This window comes from Nocardiopsis alba, from assembly GCF_000710955.1.
GTDB classification, from domain to species: Bacteria; Actinomycetota; Actinomycetes; order Streptosporangiales; family Streptosporangiaceae; genus Nocardiopsis; species Nocardiopsis alba.
In genome coordinates this window covers 257353-276293 of record NZ_BAZE01000001.1, presented here as the reverse complement: position 1 = coordinate 276293, position 18941 = coordinate 257353, and the positions used below count along the sequence as shown (strand labels likewise).

Sequence of the window (18941 nt, the reverse complement as noted above, 5' to 3'; positions counted from 1 at the left end):
TCGCTGATGGTGTCGCCGCGGGCGATCTCCCCGAGGGGTCGAAGGCGGGGCGTGGGCGGTGTCGGCCGCGCACGGGGCCCGTGGTGTCGGTGGTATCGGAGCGCACAGCGATGCCGAAGTGCCTGAAGAGCACCATTGCGCCCGATTTAGGTAAAGCTAACCTATGAGCCGCGTTCGTGGCCACTCGGGGCGCAGGTCGGAGGGGTGGGGATACGACGAGGCCCCCGGTCGGCACCGGGGGCCTCGTCGGTGTTCGGAGGCGGCTCATTCGCCGAGCACGGGCTCCGGCCGGGGCGGCGGGTGGTACTCGACCGCCCTCTCCTCGGCGAACGCGACCATCTGTCGTTGCCGGTTCCGCGCGGCCGGCCGTTCCGGCACCGGGGTGGCGCGTAGCTCCTTGACGCGTGCCCGACGACCGGCCAGGGCCATCGCGGAGGAACGCCGCATCCCCAGCTCGTCACCGGCCTCGGCCAAGGCCCGTCGGACCCGGGAACGGTAGGTGTGGCGGGCGACGAGGTAGACGGTCACGGCCGTCAGGAAGATGAGCAGCCCCTTGAACAGGATTCCCGAGACCGAACCCAGCAGCGGCGCGTCGAAGAGCCAGTGCAGGACGATCGCCAACAGCAGGAGCAGGGCCGCCTGGACGGTCCGGCGGCCTTCGGGGCGCCAAGAGGCCGCCGCGACCAGCCCCACCGCGGCCCCCGCCACGGCCGTCATCGCCCAGTGCGAGCCCAGCCCGGTGAGCACGACCCGGAGGAAGAAGGACTGCACGACGGCGACGACGCCGTCGATACCGCCCCTCATGACGATCATGTTCAGCGAGTAGGTGAGGTCCTCCACCAGCTGAAAGCCCAGCCCGACGAGAGCGCCGACGATGAAGCCGTCGATGGGGCTGCGGATCGCCCTCGGAAGGAGGACCGCGATGAGCACGATCCCGACGACCTTGAGCAGCTCCTCGTTCAACGGCGCGGTGAGCGCCGCCCCCCACTCGCCGCCGAAGGGCAGGCCGGCGACCTTGTTCCAGATCGACAGCAGGTGGCCGTTGGCCGTCAGCGCCAGGCCGAGGGCTCCGGTCATGCCCCACACCAGGGCCAGGATCGAGACGGCCATCGTCGGGGCCCGGACCGGCCGGATCCGGCGGAGCACCGCGAATCCCACGACGCCGACCACCGCGAGCAGGACGAACGACAGCGCGGTCTCGCCGGGGAAGACCAACACCATGCCGAGGAAGCCGTTCACGAACATGCCGAACCCGATCAGGCACCCCAGACCGAAGACGATCCCGGTGACGATCCTAAGGGTCCGGTGGCGGTCGGTCGCGGGCCCGCGACCGACGCGCCGAGGGCCGCCCTCCTCGTCTTCTCGAGCGGAGGGGCGTGGTCGTGGCACCCTCCCGTTCACGGTGGAGGGCACGTCGGGTTCGGGGCGCGCGTGACTCATGCTCCACCTCCGACACGGTCGAATCGGAGCGTCTGGAGCAGACGTTCGGCCTCGCCCTGACCGGATCCGGTGGCGGTCGCCTCGATGACGAAGCCCTTGTTGGGCGAGGGGAACAGGGTGGCGGTCCCGGTGTTCCGGTTGCTGTGCATGACGCCGGTCAGCCCTTCGGCCCCCGACGCGGTGGTGACCGGTTGCGGGTCGGTCAGACTGGCGGAGGGGTCTCCGACGCGGACGATGTTGCGCATCCCCTCCCACAGCTCGATGTCCGAGGCCCTCCGTTCGGGGAGGGCCACGTTCAACCGGAGTTGAGTGGAGCCGTGGCCGAGTCGGTAGTTGTCGCCCGCGCTGCTGTCGCCGGGGAAGATCTCCCAGCCTCGGCCGAAGGTCAGCTTCGCCTCGTGCCCCTCGGCCGAGGCGATCGTCATGCTCTGCCCCGCCGCGACGGGGGTGCCGGAGGGGAGGACGGTGTTCACCAGCGCCCATCCGCCGAGCAGGACCACGACCACGGCGGTGGAGATCCCCAGGGGGACCCAGCCGCTCCGCGGCCCTCGGGGTCTGGCGTGTCTCAGTCCTTCGCTCGCCTCGACCATCGTGCCCCCTTCTGCGCGCTCAGGTCATGTCCACCGGTACCAGCGAAACACCGGTGGACCCTCCGCAGCGGGAGACAAGAGGCACTTGGCTCACGTTTAAGGTGATTTCACCCAAAAAAGGGTCGATGGGTGACCAACGGTCGAGGGCGCGGCGCCTCTACAGGGTGGTGGCCATGGGACCGCCGTTCCACGTGACCGTGTCCTGGAGCGCGCCCAACAGGTCCATCGGCTCCCCGAGGAGATCGGCCTGCGCCCGGTGGAGGTTCAACACGATCCGTTCGGCGTCCGCCCACGAGGAGAATTCGCCCAGGTCCAGAGCGCGCGCGGCCTCCAAGGGGGAGAGCCCTTCACGTACGGCGTCCCCGGCGGCGTCCAGGACGAACCGGTAGTAGCGCTCGTGGGCGGAGAGGACCTTGTCCAGCTCGGAGGCGCCCAGAAGCGGGCCGTGGCCGGGGACGACGTGCTCGGGTTCGAAGGAGGCCACCCACTCCAACGAACGCAACGAGCCCTCGAGGGATCCCATGAACGCCAACGGGGTCAGGCCGTGGAAGATCAGATCGCCGGTGAACAGCACCCGCTCCCCGGGGAGCCAGGCCACCACGTCCCCGGAGGTGTGGGCCGTGTATCCCGGGTGGAGCAGGTCGACCCGGCGTCCTCCCGTGTGGAGGGTGAGCGCACGATCCAGGGTCACCCCGGGAAGCCTGCGGGTGACGTCGCCCCACTCCGGCTGCGGCGTCCACACCGGTGGAAGATGTTCGAAGAGCGGGTCGCGCGCGAGCGCCTCCCGCATGGAGGTCTGTCCGATCAGGACGGTGCTCTCGGGCAGCAGACTGTTGCCGTAGGTGTGGTCGCCATGCTGGTGGGTGTTGAGCGCCCAGCGGATCGGCGCGCCACCGGTGGCGACGTCCAGCGCGTCGAGGAACCTGCGGGTGCGGGTGGCGGTCGCGCACGTGTCGACCACCAGGACCCCCTCGTCTCCGGCGACGGCGCCCGCGTTGTTCACCCACCAGGTGCCGTCGGGCTGCTCCCAGGCGTAGACGCCCTCGACGATCTCCCGCAGTACCCCGGTGTCCGGTCCGGTCTCCGTCATCGGTCCCACCCCTGTCGTCTCCGCCCGTTCGGGCAGCAGATTAGCCCTCGGCTCCGGGGTTCCGGGGCTGTTCGGGACAATTCGTCGGTCCGCGCTCCCCGGAACGGGGCGATTCCGGGCGCACTGTTAACTTGTAGTCCGCATGGCGGACGATACGGACGAGCAGGGGCGAGTGAACGGCGAGAGCAGGGTCGAAGGCGGCCGGAACGAGTACGAGGGGGCACGGAGCCGGCCACTGGCGGACATCGCGGTCTGGACGGGCCTGGGGGTGGCCTTGGCCGGTGTCGTCATCACCCCGTTCGTCCCTCTCCTGGGCGGTGTGGCGGAGGGGCTGGGCGTCCTCTGGTTCCTGGCCCTGGGGATCGGCGCCGTCATGCTGTGGAGCGGGGCCGTGGACGCCCGCGCGAGGAACGCCGGGACGGTCGAGCGCGGACGCCCGATCGCCGGTGAGTTCCTGGCCGTGGCGGTTCTGCTCGTCGGAGCCTGCCTCCTGCTCTTCCCGGACGAGGCGGTCCTGCCCTTCGCCGACGAGGAGTGGCGGCCCTCCGCTCTGGCGGTGTTCCAGTACGCGGTTCTGGTCCTGCTCACGGTGTGTCTCCTCGTGCTGGGTCTGACCGGACGCCGGCCCGAGAGACTCTCCCGATCACGTCGGCCCCTGACGGTCGTCGCGGGGGCGTTGAGCACGGCGCTGATCGGGGTCGCGGCGGGGTACACGAGCCTGTCTCCGTTGGTCGAACACACACGTGCCGAGGCCGGAGAGTCTCTCTCGGTCCCCTCGGAGGTGTCCCAGGTGGGATGGGAGTGGACGCCGGGTGAGGAGAGACGGATCATTGGGATCTCTAGAGGGGTTCGCGGCCCGATCGTGCGGTTGAGCGACGGCTTCGTCGCCTTGGACGGTGCCACGGGTGAGGAACTGTGGACCTACCGGCGTCCGTATGAGGTCGTGTGGGGGCACCGGGTGATGGGGGAGGGTGCCCGTGCCCGCATGGTGCGGGAGTCACCGGAGGGCGAACGCTTCCTGACCGTGCTGGACACCGCGACCGGAGAGATCATCGCGGAGAGGAAGCACTCCGAGAGCGACGGCTGGGCGGAGATCGATACCTCGTGGGCCTTTGTCCGGGGTGATCTGGAGGTGGAGAGCGAGGTTCGGGAGGGGACAAGGGCCGTCCGCGTCTTGGACCCGGAGACGGCCGAGGAATCGTGGAGGGTCTCCTTGAAGGTCCGGGAGGGGGACTGCTTCCTGGAGGAGATGACCGAGTCAGTGATCCTGGTCGAGGACGTTCTCGTGGCCCCCTACGGCTGTGGGGACGACAGACACCTCCGGCACACGTGGCTGGTCATCGCCCTGGACGTGGTGTCCGGGGACGAGGTGTGGCGCCATGAGCAGGATGCCGAGACGAGCAGATCCGTGCGTGTGCGTCCCGGTGCCGGTCGGTCGCTCGGAGAGGAGACCACGGTGCTCGCGGTCGGTGACGACCTCAACGCTCCGAGAACGTATCTGGACGTCCGTACCGGGGAGGAGATGGCGCTACTCCCCGAGTCCCCGCCGATCGAGGACGAGGAGGCCCGGGAAGGCGTCGACGTCCTTCGGGCGAGCGGTGACGGGGCGATCGTCCTTCGGCCCGTGCCAGGAGGGGAACTCTCGGAAGAGGGCCGCTACGACCTGACACGGACCGACGCCTCCGGATCGGTCCTCGACACCGTGCGGGCGGGCGGTGAGCGGCGCGACCTCTCCTACGACTCCGGGTACGCGATGGCCTTGGGCGAGGACACGGTGCTGATACCCCACCGGGGCCTGGGGATGGAGAACATGGGCGAGCTCGCGTTGCTGTCGGTCCCGCTGGGCGGCGGGCCCGAGGCCGAGAAGTGGATCGAGGTGGCCGAGCCCGGAGCGGCCGGCACCGAGGAATCGAACGAGCACCGTCTGCTCGCGGTTCCGGGTGCCGTGCTCTCCTTCTCCTATCGGACCGACCGCGAGGGACGCGATCGTACCGTCCTGTACGGCCTGGTGCCTTGAGGATGAGTGACGGGCGCAGCGGGAATCGAGGAAGAGCCGTGGCCGAGCGTGGCGGGACGAGTGGAGAGGCCGAAGGCGGATGGCGTCGTGAGGACACGCTCGCCCGGGCCGCCGTCGGCGCGCTCGTGGGCGTGCTGGTGCTCAAGGTGGTCGCTTTCCTCTTTCTGGGAGGGTTCGAAGGGCCCGACGGCCTGTGGTCCGTGGCCTTTCTCATCATGGTGGCCGTGGCGTGGGGGACGGTGCGCCATGGGCGGGACACCATCGCCTCCGAGGGAAGGGATCCGCTGCTCACCCTGTGGCTGAGCGCGGCCCTGGTGTCGCTGGCGGCCCTCACGGTCGTCACCTTTCCGGCCGACGCCTTCCGGCTCATCGAGGAGAGCGGCCGGTCCTTGGCGGAGAGGGACGCGGCCCTGTGGGCGGGGACGGTGGTGTTCACGGTGATCACCGCGGCGCTCCTGGTGGTGGGACGCGCGCCTCGGGGGACGTCCGGGAGGTGCGGAGCGCTCTCGGCGGCGGCCGGCCTCCTCGCCGTGCTCCTGGGAGCCTCGGGGTCGGTGTACGTGAGCTGGTACCGGCCGACCGAGCACACCATCGCCGAACCCGGAGAGCCCGCGGGGTTCCCCGAAGGGGTGAGCCGTCTCGGCTGGAGCCGGGACCTCCCCGAAGGGGTCGAGGTCGAATGGATCGAGGCGGGCGTACGGGGCCCGATCCTGGGGCTGTCCGACGGGGTGACGGCGTTGGACGGGGCCACCGGCGAGGAGTTGTGGACCTTCCGGCGCCCCGACGAGACGGGCGTTTCGACCTGGGCGTCCCTGGACGGGACGCGTGCCCACGCGGTGTGGTGGACCGGCGACGGCCGGTTCGGAGAGGAGAGGCTCACCGTCTTCGACGCGGCCACCGGAGAGAGACTCTCGGAGGAGCCGATCCGCGATCACTCCGGGGATCGGCGAGCGGACGATGAACGGTGGTGGCCCCTCTCCGACCTCGAAGCGAGCCTCGAGACGGGAAGTGATGGGGAGCCCGTACTGGAGGCCCGACGGACCGCGAACGATGAGCGGGTGTGGGATCACCCTCTGGCGGAGTCGGACTGCCGCTACGCCCCGGGCGAGGGCGGCGACCTCGTACCGGTCGGGGAGGTGTTCGCGCTCTCGCGTGTGTGCCGGGAGGGGGACGGGGGAGCCCGGGTCCGGGTGACCGCACTGGAGATGGAGACGGGGGAGGAGGCATGGCGTTGGGAGGAGCCTTACGAGGACCACTTCGATCACTCCCGCGTCGCTCTGCGGACGGGGGGCGGGGAGGGTCTCCGAAGGGGAGGAGCCCGTTCTCGTCGTCGACTCCTATGGACGCCGGGATCTCCTGAACGCGGTCACCGGTGAGGAGGCGTTCGAGATCTCCGAGAGGGTCGGTCTCGAGGACCCCTCCTCCGCTCGTGTCCTGCGCGCCGACGGAGGCGGCACGATCCTCATGGAGACGGACCGCGACGTCCTGTACCGGACGGATTCTCGTGGAGAACCCGCCGCTACCGCGTGGGTGAACGACGAGGAGCGCGGCCTCCTCGCCCAGAAGCGGAGCGCGGTGGCTCTGAACGAGGAGACCGTGGTGATCCCCTTCGTGGGAGAGCCGGGCGGGGAGACGGAGGGACTCGCGGTGCTGTCGGTCCCGTTGGACGGTGGGTCCGAGGAGACGGAGTGGATCGAGGTCGCCGGCCCCGAGGCCCGGCCGGACGCGTCGGCGAGCGGATGGGGCCTGCTCCCGGTACCGGGAGCGGTGATCCTGCACCCCTCCACCGGGGGAGAGGCGATGAGCACCATCTACGGGTTGGTGCCCTGAACGTCGCTCCTCGGTGCCGGCGTTCCGCCACGGACCTCCCCGGTGTCCGCCCGGTGAGGGAACGGGGCGGACACCGCCGGGAAACCCGGGACCTCGGGTCGGGGCGCTGTTAACGTCGCGACCATGCGCGACCTTCCCATGGGCTTCGACGAGCGGTGGATCCCGGACGCACTGACGGCCTGGGACATCGACACCGCGACCCTGACCCACGCACCGGTGGGGTTCGGCGACCACCACTGGCGGATCACCGACACCTCGGGGTGGGGATGGTTCGCGACCGTGGCCGACCTGGAGCACAAGACCTTCCTCGGCGCGGATCCCGAGACCGTGCTCACACGCTTGGAAGGGGCCATGGACACCGCCGCGCGCCTGCGCGAGGACCAAGGGCTCGACTTCGTGGTCGCCCCGCTGCGCTCGGCCGACGGTTCCACGGTCCGGCCGATCGGTGGGCGTTACGCGCTCAGTGTCCTCCCCTGGGTGGAGGGGGAGTCCGGCGGGTTCGGAGACACCCTGCCCGCCGAACGTCGCGACCGGGTGCTGCTCGCCTTGGCCGAACTGCACCGGAGCGCCCGGCCACGAGGGATCCGGGAGCTTCCGGTGGGGCTGGAGGGCACCGACCTCCTGTTCTCCGCGGTGGCCGACCCGGGCGGGCTCGGCGATCAGGGCCCCTTCTCCACCCGGGTGGGCGGACTCCTCGCCGAGCACGGGGACGTCCTCATGGAACGTCTGACCGGCTTCGAGCGCGGGGCCGCGGGGGTCGACCGCTCCCGCTCCGTGGTCACCCACGGGGAGCCGCATCCGGGCAATCTGCTCTGGTGCGACGGGCGGCCGCGCCTGGTCGACTGGGACACCGTGGGCGTGGCGTCGCCCGAACGCGACCTGTGGCCGTTCGCCGACGACCCCGAGGCCTTGGCCCGCTACACGGAAGGCTCGGGGCTCGTACCCGACCGGGACCTGCTCGATCTGTACCGTCTGCGCTGGGATCTGAGGGACGTGGTGGAGTTCGTGGACCTGTTCGCGGGGCCGCACGGGCACGGCCCCGACACCGAACGGGCCTACCGGGGTCTGGTCGAGCTCCTCGCCCGCCTGGAGGACGAGGGCTGAGGGGAGGACGGGCGAGGGCCGTCGGGCACGAACACCCGGAGCGCCGCCGGCCGTTTGCGGAACGACATGACCCGGGACCCCTCCAGGATCTCCCCGTCCACGGCGATCAACCGGGGGGAGGAGGGGATCTCCAAGGTCAGGGTCCGATCCGTCCGCTCGACGTAGTCGCCCCCCACCGTCAGAGGGCCGGCCAGGATCTCAGACAGGGCACGGATCCTCGGGAAGGGACGGCGGGCGCACAGGAGGCGCACGTCCAGGGCCCCGTCGTCCAACCGTTCCCGGTGGACCGGGACCCGGGCCCGCGTCCGATACCGACAGTTGCCCACGAACGCCCACCACACCCGGGCCGGCCGTCCGTCGATCAGGACCGGGGTGGGCCTTACCTCCCACAGGTCCCACGTCAGGGCCAGGACGAAGGCGGGCCATTTGCCGACACGCTTCGCCCACCGGTCACGCCGTTCCACCATCCTGGGGTAGGAGCCGAACGACGACGTGTTGAGGAAGATGTTCCCGTCCACCTCGCCCACGTCCACCCGGGCCAGGCGGCCCCCGGCGTAGGCGTCCAACGCGGTGTCCGGTGAAGGTGTGCCCAGGGTCTGGGCGAAGTTGTTCAACGTGCCGGTGGGGATCACCAGCAGAGGGCGGTCGTGGGCCAGCGCCGCGGTCGCCCCGGCGTTGATGGTCCCGTCCCCGCCGGCCACCGCGAGGACCGCGCAGTCGCTCGCGGCCCGGTCCAGTACCTCCGGAAGGTCCTCGTCGGGGTCGACGTGCACGATTCGCGCCCGCGGCAGCCTGTCGGAGATCTCGGTTTCGGCGTCCGGGGAGAGGACGGAGAGGGTCCCGTCGGCCGCGTGCGTGTTGAGGACGACCGTCACGCCCTCTCCTTCCGGGTCCACGTCGACGGTCTCCGTCGACGAGGTCTCCGCGCCGGGCTCCTCCTCGTCCCGGGGTGGGAGGACCATACGGGCGAGCAGGGCGGAGACGGCGCCCACGGCCATGCCCGCGAGGACGTCGCCCGGATAGTGGACCCCGCTGTGGACCCGTGAGAAGCCCACGGCCCCGGCCAGAGCCAGGACGGGGACGGTCAGCGACGGGGGCGAGTCGGTGGAGATCCCGAGCGCGAACCCCGTCGCGGCGGCGGTGTGCCCGGAGGGGAAGGAGGAGCTGGAATAGGAGCGGTAGGGGACGCGCGCCGCGGGGACCGCGGAGGAGTCCGGGCGGCGCCTGCGGACCAGGTGCTTGATCACGGACGAACCGGCGTTGGCAGCCGCCGCGGCGAGGATCGCCCGCGCGGCGGCGCGCCTCAGCCGAGGACCTCCGGTGGCGGCGAGGGTCGCCGAGACCATGACCCAGGGGGCCATGTGGTCGGTGGCCTGGACGAACTTCGGGGCGTAGCCGTCCAACGCGGGGGCGCCCAGACGGGTCACCCGGGCGTAGGCGCGTCGGTCGAGGCGTTGGAGCCGTCGTCGGAGTCTCATGGGTACAGCCTGCTCGTCATCGGCTCCGCCGTCCACGTCCGACGTCGTGATCCTGGGCCGGATGTTCGGCCGCACCGAAACGCCCTTTCGATGGTGGACCGTTACGAGGCGCCACGTCCCCACCTGTGGCGGGACCCCCGGCCCTAGGCGGTGACCGGAACCGGCCCTGGATAAGGCGTTTGGACAGGGGCCCGGCCGAGTAAGGTTCGGTCGTTCCCCCCTAGGAAAGGCCCAGATGTCCACCAACGAGAGCCCCGAACAGACCCACGTCGTGGTCCTGCACTCCGCTCGTCCTCTTGAGGTCGACCCCTCTGACACCTACCCCGAGCACCGGATCACCGTGCTCACCGACGGACCCCCGGGCGAGGTCGCCAAGGACCTGGAACGGCCGGACACCGTCTCGATGCCACGCTCGGAATGGCACGACCAACTCGTCCGCTGGGCGCGCGGCGGTCCCATCGAGGTGGTGACCTTCGACGAGGACTGCGCCCTGATCTGCACCGAACTGCGCGCGACCCTCGGCCTGGACGAGGGAGCCCCGACCTGACGCGAGGGGCCGGCCGAACGCGGGGACGGCCGGCCGGGGAGGGGCGCCGCCCCTCCCCGGAGCCCGGTGTCAGACGGAGGGGATCTGGCCGCCGTCGACCCTGACCACCGAGCCGGTCACGTACGCGGCCTGCCGGCTCGCCAGGAAGGCCGCCACCGCGCCGTACTCCTCGGGCTCGCCGTAACGGCCCGCGGGGATCGACGCGCGCCCCTGTCGACGCACCTCGCTCAGGGGCGTTTCCTCGCGTTCGGCGCGGGCACGGTCCAGGGACTCCACCCTCGGGGTGGCGATCCGGCCGGGAACGATGACGTTCGCGGTGACCCCGTCCGCCGCCACCTCTCCGGCGATGGTCTTGGACCAGGAGTGCAGCGAGGCGCGGAGGGTGTTGGACACGCCCAGGTTCGGGATGGGCGCGATCGGACCCGACGAGGTGCTCGTGATGATCCGACCCCAACCGCGTTCGCGCATCCCGCCGATCACGGCGTCGGTCAGTTCGATCACCGGCAGCACCATGGCGGCGTACATGTCCTCCCACAGCTTCGGGTCCTGCCCGAGGGCGGTGGTGGGGGGCGGCCCTCCGGTGTTGTTGACCAGGATCTCCACCGGGCCCAGCTCGGCGGCCACCATGGTGGCGATCTCGTGGGCGCGCCCGTGGTCGGCCAGATCCCAGACGAGACCGACGGCGTGTGCGCCGTGTTCACGGCAGGCCTCCACCGTCTCCTGGAGGCGCTCCTCGTCCCGGCCGGTCACCGCGACCCGTACTCCCTCGGCGGCCAGAGCGACCGCGATCGCCCGGCCCAGCCCCGAACTGGCGGCGGTCACCAACGCGACCTTGCCGGCGATTCCCAGATCCATCTCGCTCCTCGCTTCCACTGCGGTCTTCCGAGCATCCTGGCAGGCCCGGACCACGGCCGTGCGTTCCGCCCCCGGCTTGTCCCGTTCCCGTCGCGGTGCCGGTTCCGGTCGGTCCTACCGTTCTCCGAGTGGTCCCCTCCCGAAGCGAGGCCGATGTCCAGGGAGGAGGTCGTCTGAGAGAGGTCACGTCGTGGACGACCGCCTTCGGTCGGTGGCCGAGGGGCGGAGGCAGGTCCCGGGCCGGGAGGAGAAGGCGTCGCTCGGGCCCGAGGCAGCCGGGTCGGGCGCGCCGAAGGGGGCGGGCCCCGTTCCCGCCCCGCCCGCAGGGAGACCGTTCGATCAGTGCACGTCGGGGGTCACGACGGCACGGCCGCTGATCTCTCCCGCCTCCAGCCTCCGATAGGCCTCCAGGGCGTCGCCCATGGAGAACCGCTCGATCTCCGGGCGGATCTGCCCGGCCTTGTACATGTCGACCACCTCCCAGAGGTCCTTGACCGACCCCCAGTAGGTGTTGGTCATGTACGACTCGTACGGGTTGGCGAAGAACGAGAACTCGTGCGTGCCGCCGGCGATGCCCACCACGTTGAACCGTCCGCCGGGGGCCATGCAGGCCGCCGCGGTGGCGATGGTGGGGGTCGCCCCCACGAAGTCGAAGGCGGCGTCCACCCCGCGCCCGCCGGTGAGCGCCCGGATCTCCTCGACCTGCCGCTCTCCGGCGGTCACCGTGACGGCCCCGTCGGCCTCGGCCCGGCGCAAGGCGTCCTCCTTGACGTCTGTGGCGATCACCGTCGCCCCGCTCAGCGCACGAAGGATCTGCACCCCGATGCGGCCGAGCCCGCCCAGACCGATCACCAGCGTGTACCGTCCCCCTCCGTTCAGGTGCGGGAGCGTCTGCCGGATCGTGTGGTACGGGGTGAGCCCCGCGTCCGCCAAGGGCGCCGCCGCCACCGGATCGGCGTCGTCCAAGGGGATGAGGTGGTGCGCGGGCACGGTCATGTACTCGGCCATGCCGCCGTCCCGCCCCAACCCGACCGCCAGGTAGGGCATGGTCGCGGCGTTCTCACAGTAGGTGTCCGAGCCCTCCGCGCAGCGACGACAGTGCCCGCAACCGATCGGCCCGTAGACCAGATAGGCGGCGCCGACCCTGATCCGATCGCTCACCCCGGGGCCCAGGGCCTCCACCCACCCGGCGTTCTCGTGACCCAGGACGAACGGCGGTTTCTGAGCGCCCGGCTGTCCCTCCCGGAACACCCGATAGACGCTGATGTCGGAGTGGCACGCTCCGGCCCCCGCCACTCGGAGCAGGACCTCTCCGGGGCCGGGGGTCGGTGTGGGGACCTCGGTGAGCGAGGGGAACTCCCCATAGTTCTCGAACACCACTGCGCGCATGTCGCGCTCTCCCTCCGCATGAGGAGCGATGCCCCGTTCCGGACACCGCCACGAGACGGCACGTATAGCGCGACGTCCCGACCCTGCCCAGTCGACCACGGCCGTCCGGAGGAGTCACCCAAAGGGCGTGCAGAGATTCGTCCGCATCGTTTGACCCGGTCGAGAGCGATGAGTTCCGATGGTGGGAGAGGTCGTCACGGGTGAGAGATCACGACGACGTTGGAGGAAGCATGTTCGACAGCACACGGGCCTTCGGGTCCTTCGCCGTCCCCGACACCGAGGTCGCCCTCGACTTCTACCGGAACACGCTGGGACTGGACGTCGTACCGGTCCCGGGCATGGAGGGGTACGGCCTGATCCGGATCGAACTGGGGGCCGACCGATCGATCCTCGTCTACCCCAAGCCCGACCACGAGCCGGCGGTGTTCACCGTCCTCAACCTGGTGGTCGACGACATCGACGCCGCCGTCGACGAGCTCGGACGTCGCGGGGTCGCCATGCTGCGCTACGAGGGCTTCGACCAGGACGAGAAGGGCATCGCCCGAGGGGAGGGGCCGATGGTGGCCTGGTTCACCGACCCGGCCGGAAACGTGATCGGTCTGATCCAGGAATGACCCGCACAGAGTGAGGAGGGGCCGCCCCGACACCGTTCGGGGCGGCCCCTCGACCGGAACGGCGCCTTCGACCGGCGCCTCCGGCCCCTCGCCGACCACCCTCCCCCTCCCGCGATGAGTTCTCGGCGCGATCCGTGTCCGTACGCACGAACGAATCGCTGAGGGAAGAAGAGGGAACCGATGAACACGCCCACACCGCCCACGGGCCCGCCCGCCCGGGCGGGTCGACGGGAATGGCTCGGCCTCGCCGTGCTCGCCCTGCCCACACTGCTGCTCTCCCTGGACCTGAGCGTGCTCTATCTGGCGCTCCCGCACCTGGCCGCCGACCTGCGGCCCACCGGGGCCCAGACCCTGTGGATCATGGACGTGTACGGCTTCATGATCGCCGGGTTCCTCGTCACCATGGGTACTCTCGGCGACCGGATCGGACGTCGCCGGCTCCTGATGATCGGCGCCACCGCCTTCGGTCTGGCCTCGATCGCCGCGGCCTTCTCGACCAGCGCCGAGGCGCTCATCGCCACTCGTGTCCTCATGGGCATCGCCGGCGCCACCCTGATGCCCTCCACCCTGGCTCTGATCGGCAACATGTTCGTCGACCCGGCCCAGCGCGCGATGGCCATCTCGATCTGGACCGGCTGTTTCATGGGAGGCACCGCCATCGGTCCCGTCGTGGGCGGCCTGCTCCTCCAATGGTTCTGGTGGGGTTCGGTCTTCCTCCTCGGTGTTCCGGTGATGGTCCTGCTGTTGGTGTGCGCGCCCCTGCTCCTGCCCGAGTACCGGGACCCGTCGGCCGGGAGGCTCGACCTGTTCAGCGCCGTCCTGTCCCTGGCCGCGATCCTGCCGGTGGTCTTCGCGCTCAAGACGGCCGCCGAGGGAGGGACTCCGACCACGGCCCTGGCCGCCGGCCTCCTCGGTCTGGCGATGGGCGTGTGGTTCGTACGCAGACAGCGCCGCCTGGCCGACCCCCTCGTGGACCTGAGCCTGTTCCGGGAGCGCTCCTTCGGAGCGGCCCTGTTCACCATGCTGGTGGGCGCCGTGGCGATGGGCGGAACGTTCCTGCTGATCAGCCAGTATCTCCAGATGGTCGCGGGCCATTCACCCCTGGTCGCGGGGCTCTGGCTGGTGATCCCGGCGGTGGCGATGATCGGCGCCACCCTGCTCGCCGCGCCCCTGGCACAGAGGATCGGACGAGCCAAGGTCATCGGCGGGGGCATGCTCGTCGGCTCGCTGGGGTTCACGGTGCTGCTCTTCGTCCCCGCTGACGGGGGCGGAGCCATGGTGATCCTGGGGCTGCTGCTCACCTCGACCGGTGTCGGCCCCGGCGCGGCGCTCATCGCCGACATCGTCGTGGGAGCCGCGCCCCGGCACAAGGCCGGATCCGCCGCGTCCCTGTCCGAGACCAGTGGTGAGTTCGGCATCGCGATCGGCGTGGCCCTGTTGGGCAGCCTCGCCTCGGCCGTCTATCGGAATCGTTTGGAGGTCCCCGACGGTGTCGACGGCGAGGAGGCGCGGACCCTGGCCGAGGCGGTCGCCACCGCGGAGGGGCTGCCGCCGGGGCGGGCCGAACGGCTGCTCGCCGCCGCCTCGGAGGCCTTCACCGACGGACTCAACGTCACGGCCGGGCTCGGGGTCGTCGCCATGGTGGCCTGCGGTGTCCTGGCCCTGATCCTGCTCCGGGGCTCCGACCGCCCTCGAGAGGGCGACGCGGAGAGCGACGACGGGGCCGGAGCGGAATCGGATCCGGAACCGAGCGATGAGTTTCCGGCCCCGGCCGGGTCGGTACGGGTGAGGAACGACGACACCGACCCCACAGGGAGAATCCGATGAAACGCCCCGTACTCGACAGCATGCTGCTCGCCAGCACCGACCCAGACCGTCTGCGCGACTGGTACGCGGCCGCGTTGGACCCGGCGGAGAGCAGTTCCATGGACGCCTACCGGGTGCTGCGGTTCGGCACCTTCCATCTGCTGATCGACCACCGTGACGACGTCGGCCCCAAGGCCGCCGACGCCACCCGGATGATCCTCAACTTCGACGTCGGCGACGCGCGCGCCGTCGCCGCCCGCATGGACGAACTCGACACCGAGTGGGTGGCGCCGTTGGAGGACCGACAGGGCAGCCTGTTCGCCACGGCCAAGGACCCGGACGGCAACTACGTCCAGATCATCCAGCTCAGCGAGGAGCACCTGGCGGAGATGGAGAACCTCTCCTGAACGGACCGGTGACATGACCGGTCCGAGGGCGGGGCGTTCGTCCGGAGGCGATCGCCCCGCCCCCGCGTTCCCGGCGGTGGCCTCGAAGGACCATCGCCGGTGGAATGCTCGGCAAAGGAACGTCCTCGTCCATCGGTTCTGTCGTAGGGGAGGCGTAGCGTGACGATCGTGGTGGAACACACGGCAGAGACCATCGACATCGACCGGGACTTCTCCCGGCTCATCGCCCCCTACCGGCGGGAGCTCTACGCGCACTGCTACCGGATGCTCGGTTCGGCGCACGACGCGGAGGACCTGCTCCAGGAGACCTACCTGCGCGCGTGGAAGGGCTACGACCGCTTCGAGGGCCGTTCCAGCCTGCGCACCTGGCTGCACCGGATCGCCACGACCGCCTGCCTCACCGCCCTGGACAGACGCGGCCGTCGACCGCTGCCGACCGGGCTCGGCGCGCCCACCTCCGAGCCGGAGGGCCGTCTCGTCGAGAGCCCCGAGGTGCCCTGGCTCGAACCGATGCCCGATCGCCTCGGCCCGGATCTCGGCGACCCCGGAAACGTCGTGGCCGACCGGGAGAGCGTAAGGCTGGCCCTGGTCGCCGCGCTCCAGTACCTGCCGGCCAAACAGCGCGCGGTACTGATCCTGCGCGAGGTGCTCCGGTTCAGCGCCGCCGAGGTAGCGGACGTCCTGGACACCACCGTCCCCGCCGTCAACAGCCTCCTCCAGCGGGCGAGGGCGCGGATCGCCGAGATCCTGCCCGAGGAGGACGAGGTCCCCGAACCCTCGGCCGACCAGCGCAGACTCCTGGAACGTTACGTGGCCGCCTTCGAGAGCTACGACATTCCGGCGCTCACCGAACTGTTCACCGAGGAGGCCGCCTTCGAGATGCCGCCGTACGCCACCTGGGTGCGCGGTCGGGAGGCGATCGGGCGTCTGATCCGGGCCCAGTGCCCGGCCCGTGGGGCGGGGGACCTGGTACTGCTGTCGACCTCCGCCAATGGTCAGCCCGCCTTCGGCATGTACCTGCGCGGTCGTGACGGCGTCCATCGGGCCTTCGGCGTCCACGTGCTGACCCTCGTCCGAGGCGGTGTCGGACACTGCTCGGTCTTCTTCGACACCGACCTGTTCCCGCTCTTCGACCTGCCGGAGGAGCTGCCCGGGCGCTGAGGACCCACCCCTCTTTCCACGGAGACGTCCGGCCGAGATCACCGTCGCGTTCGCCCCATTCACCCCCTTGAGGGGACACAACAGGCTCCGAACCCGGCTACCGTGCTGTGGGGCCGTGAACGACACGTCGCGGCCCTTCAACCGAAGTCCTCTCGTCCGCCCAGATGGGAACCGCGTGAACAGCACCAACGACCGCCTGCCCCGTGACCTGCGTCTGATCGTCACCGGAGGGGGAACGGGTGGCCACACCTACCCCGCGCTGACCGCCGTCAACGCGCTGCGTGAGCGCCTGGAGACGACCGGAAACTCCCTGGAGGTGCTGTGGGTGGGCGCCGCGGGGAGTCTGGAGAAGCGCGTCGCCACCGACAACGGGATCGCCTTCGAAGCGGTCGCCACGGGTAAGATCCGCCGATCGAAGAACCCGCTCAAGCTCGCCTCCCCCGCCAACGTCAAGGACATGACCAACGTGCCCCGCGGCGTCGCCCAGGCCCGCAGGCTCGTCTCCGACTTCGCCCCCGACGTCGTCCTGGCCACCGGTGGCTACGTGGCGGTCCCCGTCGGCCTGGCGGCCCGCATGTGCCGCCGCCCGCTGGTCGTCCACGAGCAGACCGTGCGCCTGGGCCTGGCCAACAAGGTCCTCGCCCGCGCGGGGGCCCGGATCGCCGTGTCCGCCGAGTCCTCCGTGGAACTGCTGCCCGAGGCCTCCCAGGCCGACGCCGTGGTCACAGGTAACCCGGTCCGGCCCGAGGTCCTGACCGGACGCCCGGAGGAGGCCGCCAAGGGGCTCGGCTTCGGCGGCCACGACCCGGCCCTGCCCACCGTCTACGTGACCGGTGGCGCCCAGGGGTCGGCGCAGATCAACAACAACGTGCGCGACATCCTGCCCTGGCTGCTGGAGCGCGCCAACGTCGTCCACCAGTGCGGCGCCGCCAACGTCGCGGCCCTGGGGGAGAGCGCACGGAACCTGCCGCCCGCCCTGGCCGGCCGCTACCACCTCACCGACTTCGTCGGCCCCGAACTCCCCGACGTGCTGGCCCTCGCCGACGTGGTGATCTCCCGGAGCGGCGCCGGCACCATCGCCGAGCTCACCGCGCTGGGCAAGGCGGCCGTGTTCATCCCGCTGGCCTCCTCCGCCGGCAACGAGCAGGCGCACAACGCCCGTCACCTCCAGGAGTCGGGCGCGGCCGTCGCGCTGTTGGGCGAGGTCACCCCGCAGACCCTTCAGGCCGCGGTCGAGCCGCTGCTGGCCGACCCGGCCGGACGCGAGGCCATCGCGGACCGGGCCCGGTCCCACGGCCGCCCCGACGCCGCCGAGCGTCTGGTGGACGTGCTGCTGGACGTCGCCGGCTGATCCTCCCGGGGCCGTCTCGATCGAGACGGCCCCGGTTCGACCTCCCCGGTGTGAGGGGTGCGATACGTCCGGTGGAGGGAGCGGTACCTCGTACCACAGGCCTGTCGCTTTTGTCGTGAAAACTGAGACGGTGTCCTGGCCACATGAGGCCTCCGGAAAACCCGGTTTCCCACCCGGGGCGGGCCGGGAATTCGCTTGGATGAGTCCCATGACCCCCCGATCCCCTTCCCGGCCCCGGAGGGGCCGTCTGTCCGATGTCGCCCGTGCCGCGTGGCCCGGGTTCGGCCTCGATTCCGACGGTCGGTCCCCGATCCGCGTGCACGTATTCGACCTCGACCTCGGCGTCGATGGAGTCGGTCCCCCGAGCGGTTCCGGTTCGAAGTGTCGAAGGCGCGGCCCCCGCGCGGTCCGCTTCGGCGCGGTCTCGGCGTCGGCCCCCGGTGGGCGTCGCCGGTCGACTCTCGACCACGCACCCCTTCCGGCCCTGGGAGTCACCCGATGTACCTGACCCGATTCCGCCTCAACACCCATCGCGCCGGCGCGCGCAAGCTGCTCTCCTCTCCGCAGACCATGCACGCGGCCGTCCTGGGCGGGTTCCCCGAAATGCTGCCGACCACGTCCGGCTCCTCCGGAGCGGAGGACGGTCGGGGCGAGGGCCGAGTGTTGTGGCGGGTCGATCGCAACGCCAAGGCCGAGGTCCTCCTCTACATCGTGAGCCCGAGCCGTCCCGAGCTGACCCACATGGTGGAGCAGGCCGGTTGGCCCAGGTCGGAGCCGGAGACCTGGTGGCGGACCCATGACTACACCGGGTTCCTGTCCGGCTTGGAGAAGGGGCAGGTCTGGGGTTTCCGGCTCACGGCCAACCCCGTGCACAGCATTCGTCGTAAGGACGGGGAGAACACCAGGCGCACCGCGCACGTGACCGTTCGTCATCAGGCCGGATGGCTCCTCCAGCAGCAGGAGCGATGGGGGTTCGAGGTGCTGCGCAAGGAGGAGGTCGACCCGGCCCGCCCGGAGATCGACGGCTATGAGCTGCTCGTGCACGAGCGCAACCGTTCGGGGTTCGACAAACCCGATCCCCGCCCGGGCAGGAAGGGCGCGCGGATGCGGGTCCCCGTGGTCACCGCGACCTTCGACGGCAGACTGACCGTCACCGACCCCGAGGCCCTGCGGCGCGGACTGGGAGCGGGGATCGGGCGGGCCAAGGCCTACGGCTGCGGGCTGATGACCCTGGCGCCGGTCGACTGAGCGCGCGGAAGGCC

General features: G+C 70.9%; 17 protein-coding genes. 11 read left to right on the top strand and 6 right to left on the bottom strand.

Annotated elements, in window-relative coordinates:
• Nucleotides 1–264: 264 nt before the first annotated feature.
• The 3 genes from TR33_RS01090 to TR33_RS01080 all read right to left on the bottom strand — a co-directional run bounded on the left by TR33_RS01090 (nt 265) and on the right by TR33_RS01080 (nt 3120).
• Nucleotides 265–1440: a PrsW family intramembrane metalloprotease gene (locus TR33_RS01090; RefSeq protein ID WP_042280914.1), complete on the bottom strand. Its 1176-nt coding sequence runs from the start codon at nt 1438–1440 to the stop codon at nt 265–267.
• Complete coding sequence (locus TR33_RS01085; RefSeq protein WP_042280913.1) at nt 1437–2030, bottom strand: hypothetical protein; 594 nt, start codon at nt 2028–2030, stop codon at nt 1437–1439. Before TR33_RS01085 ends, TR33_RS01090 begins: the two co-directional genes overlap by 4 nt.
• Nucleotides 2031–2187: 157 nt before the next feature.
• Nucleotides 2188–3120, bottom strand: coding sequence for an MBL fold metallo-hydrolase (locus TR33_RS01080; protein ID WP_199806086.1), 933 nt, complete (start codon nt 3118–3120; stop codon nt 2188–2190).
• A gap of 142 nt (nt 3121–3262) precedes the next feature.
• Between TR33_RS01080 and TR33_RS01075 the strand changes: the two genes are divergently transcribed.
• From TR33_RS01075 to TR33_RS01065, 4 genes are all read left to right on the top strand, one after another.
• Nucleotides 3263–5137 carry a PQQ-binding-like beta-propeller repeat protein gene (locus TR33_RS01075; RefSeq protein ID WP_234305716.1) on the top strand — a complete coding sequence of 625 codons (1875 nt, stop codon included), beginning with the start codon at nt 3263–3265 and terminating at the stop codon, nt 5135–5137.
• A 38-nt stretch (nt 5138–5175) separates the two neighbouring features.
• Complete coding sequence (locus tag TR33_RS01070; protein ID WP_234305715.1) at nt 5176–6513, top strand: hypothetical protein; 1338 nt, start codon at nt 5176–5178, stop codon at nt 6511–6513.
• An 88-nt stretch (nt 6514–6601) separates the two neighbouring features.
• Nucleotides 6602–6967 carry a hypothetical protein gene (locus tag TR33_RS27075; protein ID WP_234305714.1) on the top strand — a complete coding sequence of 122 codons (366 nt, stop codon included), beginning with the start codon at nt 6602–6604 and terminating at the stop codon, nt 6965–6967.
• Nucleotides 6968–7090: 123 nt separating this feature from the next.
• The gene (locus tag TR33_RS01065) at nt 7091–8071 is read left to right on the top strand and encodes a phosphotransferase (RefSeq protein WP_084570167.1); all 981 of its coding nucleotides are present in this window, start codon (nt 7091–7093) and stop codon (nt 8069–8071) included.
• Here TR33_RS01065 and TR33_RS01060 read toward each other — a convergent pair.
• Nucleotides 8023–9549, bottom strand: a complete 1527-nt coding sequence (locus TR33_RS01060) for a bifunctional phosphatase PAP2/diacylglycerol kinase family protein (protein WP_084570166.1) — start codon at nt 9547–9549, stop codon at nt 8023–8025. The two genes, TR33_RS01065 and TR33_RS01060, sit on opposite strands and share 49 nt — an antisense overlap.
• A 235-nt stretch (nt 9550–9784) precedes the next feature.
• Here TR33_RS01060 and TR33_RS01055 point away from each other — a divergent pair, with 235 nt between their 5' ends.
• Complete coding sequence (locus TR33_RS01055; protein ID WP_042280909.1) at nt 9785–10096, top strand: hypothetical protein; 312 nt, start codon at nt 9785–9787, stop codon at nt 10094–10096.
• Between the two features lie 69 nt (nt 10097–10165).
• Here TR33_RS01055 and TR33_RS01050 read toward each other — a convergent pair whose 3' ends face one another.
• Together TR33_RS01050 and TR33_RS01045 are read right to left on the bottom strand one after the other, a co-directional pair.
• The gene (locus tag TR33_RS01050) at nt 10166–10951 is read right to left on the bottom strand and encodes an SDR family oxidoreductase (protein ID WP_042280907.1); all 786 of its coding nucleotides are present in this window, start codon (nt 10949–10951) and stop codon (nt 10166–10168) included.
• Nucleotides 10952–11290: 339 nt separating this feature from the next.
• Complete coding sequence (locus TR33_RS01045; protein ID WP_042280905.1) at nt 11291–12340, bottom strand: NAD(P)-dependent alcohol dehydrogenase; 1050 nt, start codon at nt 12338–12340, stop codon at nt 11291–11293.
• 230 nt (nt 12341–12570) lie between these two features.
• On the opposite strand from TR33_RS01045, the gene TR33_RS01040 reads away from it, so the two are divergent.
• The 6 genes from TR33_RS01040 to cas6e all read left to right on the top strand — a co-directional run bounded on the left by TR33_RS01040 (nt 12571) and on the right by cas6e (nt 18927).
• The gene (locus TR33_RS01040) at nt 12571–12954 is read left to right on the top strand and encodes a VOC family protein (protein WP_026124898.1); all 384 of its coding nucleotides are present in this window, start codon (nt 12571–12573) and stop codon (nt 12952–12954) included.
• Between the two features lie 180 nt (nt 12955–13134).
• A complete protein-coding gene (locus TR33_RS01035; protein WP_042280903.1) occupies nt 13135–14781 on the top strand; it encodes an MFS transporter in 1647 nt (548 codons plus the stop codon).
• Nucleotides 14778–15167: a VOC family protein gene (locus TR33_RS01030; protein ID WP_017533981.1), complete on the top strand. Its 390-nt coding sequence runs from the start codon at nt 14778–14780 to the stop codon at nt 15165–15167. Before TR33_RS01035 ends, TR33_RS01030 begins: the two co-directional genes overlap by 4 nt.
• A 159-nt stretch (nt 15168–15326) precedes the next feature.
• The gene (locus TR33_RS01025; protein ID WP_014908850.1) at nt 15327–16328 is read left to right on the top strand and encodes a sigma-70 family RNA polymerase sigma factor; all 1002 of its coding nucleotides are present in this window, start codon (nt 15327–15329) and stop codon (nt 16326–16328) included.
• A gap of 175 nt (nt 16329–16503) precedes the next feature.
• A complete protein-coding gene (locus TR33_RS01020; protein WP_042280901.1) occupies nt 16504–17679 on the top strand; it encodes a UDP-N-acetylglucosamine--N-acetylmuramyl-(pentapeptide) pyrophosphoryl-undecaprenol N-acetylglucosamine transferase in 1176 nt (391 codons plus the stop codon).
• 498 nt (nt 17680–18177) lie between these two features.
• Nucleotides 18178–18927, top strand: coding sequence for a type I-E CRISPR-associated protein Cas6/Cse3/CasE (cas6e, locus tag TR33_RS01015; RefSeq protein WP_042280899.1), 750 nt, complete (start codon nt 18178–18180; stop codon nt 18925–18927).
• Nucleotides 18928–18941: the final 14 nt, after the last annotated feature.

Excerpts from the sequence above, each read along its gene's own strand:
- TR33_RS01075 (WP_234305716.1), top strand. The coding sequence starts at position 3,263 with ATGGCGGACGATACGGACGAGCAGGGGCGAGTGAACGGCGAGAGCAGG.
- TR33_RS01085 (WP_042280913.1), bottom strand. The coding sequence starts at position 2,030 with ATGGTCGAGGCGAGCGAAGGACTGAGACACGCCAGACCCCGAGGGCCG.
- TR33_RS01080 (WP_199806086.1), bottom strand. The coding sequence starts at position 3,120 with ATGACGGAGACCGGACCGGACACCGGGGTACTGCGGGAGATCGTCGAG.
- TR33_RS01030 (WP_017533981.1), top strand. The coding sequence starts at position 14,778 with ATGAAACGCCCCGTACTCGACAGCATGCTGCTCGCCAGCACCGACCCA.
- TR33_RS01065 (WP_084570167.1), top strand. The coding sequence starts at position 7,091 with ATGCGCGACCTTCCCATGGGCTTCGACGAGCGGTGGATCCCGGACGCA.
- TR33_RS01050 (WP_042280907.1), bottom strand. The coding sequence starts at position 10,951 with ATGGATCTGGGAATCGCCGGCAAGGTCGCGTTGGTGACCGCCGCCAGT.
- TR33_RS01040 (WP_026124898.1), top strand. The coding sequence starts at position 12,571 with ATGTTCGACAGCACACGGGCCTTCGGGTCCTTCGCCGTCCCCGACACC.
- TR33_RS01055 (WP_042280909.1), top strand. The coding sequence starts at position 9,785 with ATGTCCACCAACGAGAGCCCCGAACAGACCCACGTCGTGGTCCTGCAC.
- TR33_RS01045 (WP_042280905.1), bottom strand. The coding sequence starts at position 12,340 with ATGCGCGCAGTGGTGTTCGAGAACTATGGGGAGTTCCCCTCGCTCACC.
- TR33_RS01060 (WP_084570166.1), bottom strand. The coding sequence starts at position 9,549 with ATGAGACTCCGACGACGGCTCCAACGCCTCGACCGACGCGCCTACGCC.
- TR33_RS01035 (WP_042280903.1), top strand. The coding sequence starts at position 13,135 with ATGAACACGCCCACACCGCCCACGGGCCCGCCCGCCCGGGCGGGTCGA.
- cas6e (WP_042280899.1), top strand. The coding sequence starts at position 18,178 with ATGTACCTGACCCGATTCCGCCTCAACACCCATCGCGCCGGCGCGCGC.
- TR33_RS27075 (WP_234305714.1), top strand. The coding sequence starts at position 6,602 with ATGGAGACGGACCGCGACGTCCTGTACCGGACGGATTCTCGTGGAGAA.
- TR33_RS01090 (WP_042280914.1), bottom strand. The coding sequence starts at position 1,440 with ATGAGTCACGCGCGCCCCGAACCCGACGTGCCCTCCACCGTGAACGGG.